Below are 6214 nucleotides of genomic sequence, written 5' to 3'. Positions count from 1 at the left end.
AAGAGGCAACTACCCGCTAAGATAATTGCCTCGCTTTATATAAGGAGGAACGCACAAATGATATTTATTAACCGTCCTTCTTTTCCATACTCTCTAATGTCATATTAGAAAGTATAGATTTGTCTTGCTGCAAAACATCTTCATCATTTGCATATTGATCTTTTGATTTTATCAAAAGCCAGGTATTTTCCTGTTTCGTCTTTAGTTTTACCAATGCGAATTCGCCTTTCAGTTTTTTTCCATTAAGAATAAAACTAAGATGTCCTTTTTGTAAATCGGATTGTAATTTATTTTCAACTTTATCTAATTTATCTTCATCAGTTAAAGTATACGTTCCATTATCCCAAACGATAACATTCCCTGCGCCGTAATTTCCCTCTGGAATAGTGCCTTCAAAATCTTTATAACTATAAGGATGGTCTTCCACCATAATTGCCAATCTTTTATCAGCCGGATTCATAGACGGTCCTTTGGGTATCGCCCAACTTTTTAGCGCACCATCCATTTCCAATCGAAAATCATAATGCAAATGAGAAGCCGCATGTTTTTGCACTACGAAAATCAACTTGGTAGTTGATTGCTTAATTTTCCCTTCGGGCTCGGCTGTGGAATTAAAATTACGCTTTTGATTGTATTCACTCAAAGACATGATCAATAAGATTAGTATTTAAAACTTACGACAAATCCACTCATTAAATTTTATCTCCAGAATTCTCATCTAAATTACTATGATTATCACCACCTATACTATAATGGTTATTTTCTTCATCTTCATTTCCCGAGTTTTCCATTTCATCATCTAATTCTGAGCCAGGAATGTCTAAATCCCCGCCAGAAACATCCTCTTCGAAATTTTTTTCATTCAATTCCCGGATATTATTTATTTCAACAGGTGCCTTCTTTTTAGAAAGATCTTCTGGGTCTATTTCCATTTCTTTATGGAATTGGTTATATATATCTTCGCTTGGAGGATATAAAAGAGAATCCGGGATTGCATTTTTATCTTTCTTACCCGGTTTTCTTTTGTCAAAATTCAATTTATCGTCTCTATTATTCATTTTACATTTATTTAATTGATTTTCAATACACTAAGTTAAACATTTTTAAATAAAACTGACTTAAATACCATAAATTATTCCGCATAAACGACTAACTTTAAATAACTTAACCAGTCACCAACCCTATTACTAATTTAAAAAAATAAAAACATAACTCATTAAAAGACAATGTAATACTGGGGAATCATGGTCGAATTTTTGGAACAAATCCTATGTAAGAAGCAGATTTGATAGAAATTAAATCCAGCATATTGGAGTTAGATAGAATACCATATATGTTGTTGAATATAGAAATCTTTCCACTAGAATTCACGGTTCTAACATCCAAATAGTATTGATCAATGCTATTGAAAACAAAGTAAAATCAATGGGCTTTCACGCCATTCCAAAAGATTTATTTGAGCTTTAATTTTCATAAATTAATTTTAAAACTGCCTACAATATAGTTTTCTCCTAAAAAAACATTAAAATTTGTTTGTCACATATATATATCGTAATATTGCTATATAAAAATATAGCGATGGGGATTACTAAAACAGAACATTTCACAGACGAGCAAAACGAATTGGCAATATTAGCGAAAGCCATTGGTCATCCTGCCCGTATTGCAATTATCCAACATCTCATAAAAGTAAACAGTTGTGTGTGCGGCGATATTGTAAACGAATTGCCTCTAGCCCAACCTACCGTTTCGCAGCACTTGAAAGAATTAAAAAATGCCGGACTTATAAAAGGCAATTTTGAAGGAAATTCCATTTGTTATTGCCTCAACGAAGAGGGTTTCAATAAAATAAAAGGCTTTTTTCAACAAGTAAATACTCATTTAGAAAACAGAAAAAATCAATGTTGTTAATTTTCAAATAAAAAAGAATCATGAAATTATCAGAAATTAAAAAACAGTTGAACACACTAGATAACGTTGCTTTTGTATTGCCAAACGGGACTTATGTTCCAGAACATTTTCACGTAACCGAAGTGGGTTTAATCACCAAAAATTTTATTGATTGCGGTGGAAAAGTTCGAAAAGAAACCGTTGTAAATTTCCAATTATGGGATGCCAATGACTTTGAACACCGCTTAAAACCACAAAAACTTTTGAACATCATCGCTCTTTCAGAAAAAATATTGGGAATTGAAGATTATGAAATTGAAGTAGAATATCAAGCTGAAACTATTGGTAAATACGACATTGGTTTCAACGGAACAGCGTTCACTTTATTAAACAAACAAACGGCTTGCTTAGCCCAAGATCAATGTGGCATTCCAGCAGAAAAACAAAAAGTGAAATTATCCGAAATATCAGGTCAGCCTAATAGCTGTGCTCCTGGAGGAAACTGTTGCTAATTTTAATACTATAAAATGACCTTAACCAAAACCATCCTGTTTCCAGCAATCGAAAAAGCAATCCGTGCTTTTGATTTTGAAAGCATAGCTACAGAACGTAAAACAACTTTGCAACCACTTATTGATTTTATTCAAAATAAAGTTACCAACCATCAAGAAGTTAGGCTAAACTTTATTTGCACGCATAATTCCAGAAGAAGTCATTTATCACAAGTTTGGGCACAAACAGCAGCGTCACATTTCAATATAAAAAATGTATTTTGCTATTCTGGTGGTACCGAAGCAACCGCTTTGTTCCCTATGGTTGCAAAAACATTAGAGCAGTCGGGGTTTAAAATCAAAACCATTGCAGCAGGAAACAATCCAATTTATGTCATAAAATATGCTAAAAATGAGCATTCCATTATTGGTTTTTCTAAAACCTATGATGACGATTTCAATCCTAAAAGTGAATTTGCAGCAATATTGACTTGCTCACAAGCTGATGGAGGTTGCCCATTTATTGCAGGTGCTGAAAAGCGTATTCCAATCACATTTGAAGACCCGAAAGCATTTGACAATACACCACAACAAGCAGAAAAATATCAGGAACGCAGTTTGCAAATTGCAACCGAAATGTTTTATATATTCTCTCAAATCAAATCATACTAATGGCATTACATAAAAAAAGATTAAACTTTCTCGATAGCTACCTTACACTTTGGATATTTCTAGCAATGATAATTGGCGTTTCTATTGGCTATTTTATACCGTCCAGCAGTAGTTTTATCAATTCCTTTTCAAGCGGAACGACCAATGTTCCTCTGGCAATCGGATTAATATTGATGATGTATCCGCCATTGACTAAAATTGATTTTTCAAAAATTCCTTTAATGTTTGAAAAGCCAAAACTACTGACCGCCTCTTTTTTAATCACATGGATTGTTGGTCCGTTTTTAATGTTTTCATTGGCAACATTCTTTTTGAAAGATTATCCGGAATACATGATGGGTTTAATTATAATTGGGATTGCGCCTTGCATTGCAATGGTGATTGTCTGGAACGAATTAGCCGAGGGAAATAGGGAATTAACAGCTGGCTTAATCGGGATTAATAGTTTGCTCCAAGTGTTCTTTTTTAGTTTGTATGCGTATTTTTACTTGGAAATAATGTTGCCTTTATTTGGAATAAAAGGATTGGAATTAAATATTACCATTGCTGAAATTGCTACAACAGTTGGGATTTATTTAGGAATTCCATTTGCATTAGCAGTAATTAGCCGTTATGTAATAAAGAAATTCATTGGTGACAAATGGTTCAATCAAAAATTTATTCCTTTTGTTTCTCCCATTACTTTAGTTGCTTTACTATTTACAATTGTAGTCATGTTCAGTTTAAAAGGTGAAATGATTGTTGATTTGCCACTGGATGTGATTAGAATTGCTATTCCTCTTGTCATTTTCTTCACCATTATGTTTTTCCTGATGTTTTTTGTTTCAAAAAAGATCGGTGCCAATTATAGAGATACCGTTGCACTATCATTCACTGCATCTGGAAATAATTTCGAATTGGCAATTGCTGTTTCCATTGGCGTTTTTGGCATCAATAGCGGACAAGCATTTGCAGGTGTTATTGGACCATTAGTAGAAGTCCCGGCTTTGATAATCTTGGTAAACGTCGCTTTTTGGTTGAAGAAAAAATATTATACTAAATCTGGATTATGAACAGAAACTAAACCTCTATAGATTGAAACCCATAAATTTGCCCTGTAGACTTAAAGCCTAAAGGACTGACAAAATCAACACTGACTTGCAGAGTATTAAAGTCTGTGAATCAGTGTTGATGTATTTTAATTAGACTAAAAACATTATTGTCTTTTATAAATTTCTACAACATCAGTCTTGAATTTGTTCTTTAGCCATGCTCTCAGTTTTTGTTTTTCAGCAGTATTCAGCTCATTTTTACTTTCATATAGCACTACAGTAATCACTTTTTTGGTTGACTGGTTTTCATTAAATATATGATTTGCAATGGCAATATTATCAATTTCAGGAAACAGTATTTTTGTTTCATTCAAAATAGCATTATTATCGAATTTTAAAGAAGTAATTTGACTTTGCAGCTTGGCAATAATCAAATCTTTCTGACTCATGGTTTTATTGTTAAAAGTAATTTCATTCAGAATATCCTGCTTTAAGTCGGTCGTATCTTGAATAATATTTAATACCGTATTGTTCAATTCATACGTTTTCAATTTTCCGTTAAGTTCTTTTATTTCATTCTTATCAAGTCTCTTTCTTAAAAAAGCAATATCTATTTTTTTTGGGTTTGAAGTAAACTGCGTTTTTTTATACAGAACCGTAAATCCCTTATCAATAAACTCTACTTTTAAAAAGAGTTCTACTTTTTGTTTATATTTTTTTTCTTGGAAAAGCTGATACGCAAAAAAGATACTCGGTACTATCAAAGCTAAAGTCAAAAAAGAAATCATATACTTAACTCTCTTTTCAGCCTTTAAATTCGTTTGTTTAACAATTGGGTATTCTAAATATTTTACAATTATAAAGGTTGCAATACAAATAAAAACACAATTAATAGTATACAAATACATAGCGCCGAAAAAGAATTTAAAATTGCCCAAAGCTAAGCCATAACCCGCCGTACACAAAGGAGGCATCAACGCCGTTGCGATGGCAACTCCTGGAATAGGATTCCCTTTTTCTACCCTAGTCATGGCTATTACTCCAACAAGTCCTCCAAAAAATGCGATGAAAATATCATAAATATTAGGTGATGTTCTTGCTAAAAGTTCTGATTGTGTATCTTTAAAAGGACTTAAAAAAAAGTAAATCGTAGAAACCACCAAACTTACAACAGTGGCAATAAGAAGATTCTTAAGTGATCTTTTGAGTAAATTAAAATCATAAATCCCTAAACCAAAGCCAGCTCCAATAATTGGCCCCATTAAAGGCGAAATAAGCATCGCTCCAATGATTACGGCAGTTGAATTTACATTCAAGCCAACCGAAGCCACTACAATTGCACAAGCTAAAATCCATAAATTGGAACCTCGGAAAGAAATGTTTGACTTTACATTATCTAATACTTTTTTCTTGTCTTCTTCTCCGCTATGTAGATCAATAAAATTAACTACTTTATTCATTACTTTTTTTTATTTCTTATTTCAACATTACTTTAAAAATCAGAGGCAAAATTGTAACTGCCATCAATAATACTTAGCAAGATAGCCCATTTAGAAATAATTTAGGATTTTATTAGTCTCAAAAATCAATTACATAATAACAATTTACATTTTAAATCAAAATCACTTACTACCACATCACAATTGATTCCGCATAATTCTTATAAAAGATAAAAAACCCAAAATCAATTTAGATTTTGGTTTTTTTTATGTTAACACAAAACACTAATAATCTATTCCATCAATTTCACGTAAAAATAAACAGGCACCTTCACCATCTCAAACTTTGATATACAATAATATCATTATCGAAGACAATTTCTATTGAAAACAGCATTACTTAAGTATATTTTAATCCAAAAATAAAAGCATAAAAAAGGATTAATCAATAGGTGAGTTTTTTCTTTAAAATAACAGTAAGTTTTTGATTTTTAGTTACTTAATTTTATTTTATTAGTTTTTTTTATTATTTTTATATCCCTCAAAAAAAATAGCAGTTTTAAAAAAGTCAGCCTACCTAAACGACTGAATTAGTATACTTACCCCGATTAATAATTATGTTTATCGAAATTACATTATAACTATTAAATAAAACCTGTATAAAATACCCCTATCAGAAAATATTCTCAAA

Annotated in this window: 7 protein-coding genes; 4 read left to right on the top strand and 3 right to left on the bottom strand. The window is 31.6% G+C overall.

Going from position 1 to position 6214, the window contains the following annotated elements:
• Positions 1 to 67: 67 nt before the first annotated feature.
• Positions 68 to 649 (bottom strand): DNA polymerase ligase N-terminal domain-containing protein, encoded by a 582-nt coding sequence (locus E0H99_RS10600; protein ID WP_131994998.1) that lies wholly within the window; start codon positions 647 to 649, stop codon positions 68 to 70.
• A gap of 43 nt (positions 650 to 692) precedes the next feature.
• Positions 693 to 1058 (bottom strand): hypothetical protein, encoded by a 366-nt coding sequence (locus E0H99_RS10595; protein WP_131994995.1) that lies wholly within the window; start codon positions 1056 to 1058, stop codon positions 693 to 695.
• Positions 1059 to 1578: 520 nt separating this feature from the next.
• On the opposite strand from E0H99_RS10595, the gene E0H99_RS10585 reads away from it, so the two are divergent.
• From E0H99_RS10585 to arsB, 4 genes are read left to right on the top strand one after another with little or no spacing between them, the layout of a single operon-like run.
• Positions 1579 to 1911, top strand: coding sequence for an ArsR/SmtB family transcription factor (locus E0H99_RS10585; protein ID WP_131994992.1), 333 nt, complete (start codon positions 1579 to 1581; stop codon positions 1909 to 1911).
• Positions 1912 to 1931: 20 nt separating this feature from the next.
• Entirely contained in the window at positions 1932 to 2402 is a 471-nt protein-coding gene (locus E0H99_RS10580) for a DUF6428 family protein (RefSeq protein ID WP_131994990.1), read from the top strand.
• A 15-nt stretch (positions 2403 to 2417) separates the two neighbouring features.
• Complete coding sequence (locus tag E0H99_RS10575) at positions 2418 to 3053, top strand: low molecular weight phosphatase family protein (protein WP_205728687.1); 636 nt, start codon at positions 2418 to 2420, stop codon at positions 3051 to 3053.
• Positions 3053 to 4105 (top strand): ACR3 family arsenite efflux transporter, encoded by a 1053-nt coding sequence (arsB, locus tag E0H99_RS10570; protein ID WP_131994987.1) that lies wholly within the window; start codon positions 3053 to 3055, stop codon positions 4103 to 4105. Before E0H99_RS10575 ends, arsB begins: the two co-directional genes overlap by 1 nt.
• A 143-nt stretch (positions 4106 to 4248) precedes the next feature.
• Here arsB and E0H99_RS10565 read toward each other — a convergent pair whose 3' ends face one another.
• A complete protein-coding gene (locus tag E0H99_RS10565; protein ID WP_131994984.1) occupies positions 4249 to 5544 on the bottom strand; it encodes a TIGR00341 family protein in 1296 nt (431 codons plus the stop codon).
• Positions 5545 to 6214: the final 670 nt, after the last annotated feature.

This window comes from Flavobacterium sp. GT3P67 (assembly GCF_004349155.1).
Classification (GTDB): Bacteria; Bacteroidota; Bacteroidia; order Flavobacteriales; family Flavobacteriaceae; genus Flavobacterium; species Flavobacterium ranwuense.
Note: the sequence above shows the minus strand (reverse complement) of the source record. Positions and strands in the feature narration are given on the sequence as shown.

Coding starts and splice junctions, on each gene's coding strand:
- E0H99_RS10600 (WP_131994998.1), bottom strand. CDS start 649: ATGTCTTTGAGTGAATACAATCAAAAGCGTAATTTTAATTCCACAGCC.
- E0H99_RS10595 (WP_131994995.1), bottom strand. CDS start 1,058: ATGAATAATAGAGACGATAAATTGAATTTTGACAAAAGAAAACCGGGT.
- E0H99_RS10585 (WP_131994992.1), top strand. CDS start 1,579: ATGGGGATTACTAAAACAGAACATTTCACAGACGAGCAAAACGAATTG.
- E0H99_RS10580 (WP_131994990.1), top strand. CDS start 1,932: ATGAAATTATCAGAAATTAAAAAACAGTTGAACACACTAGATAACGTT.
- E0H99_RS10575 (WP_205728687.1), top strand. CDS start 2,418: ATGACCTTAACCAAAACCATCCTGTTTCCAGCAATCGAAAAAGCAATC.
- arsB (WP_131994987.1), top strand. CDS start 3,053: ATGGCATTACATAAAAAAAGATTAAACTTTCTCGATAGCTACCTTACA.
- E0H99_RS10565 (WP_131994984.1), bottom strand. CDS start 5,544: ATGAATAAAGTAGTTAATTTTATTGATCTACATAGCGGAGAAGAAGAC.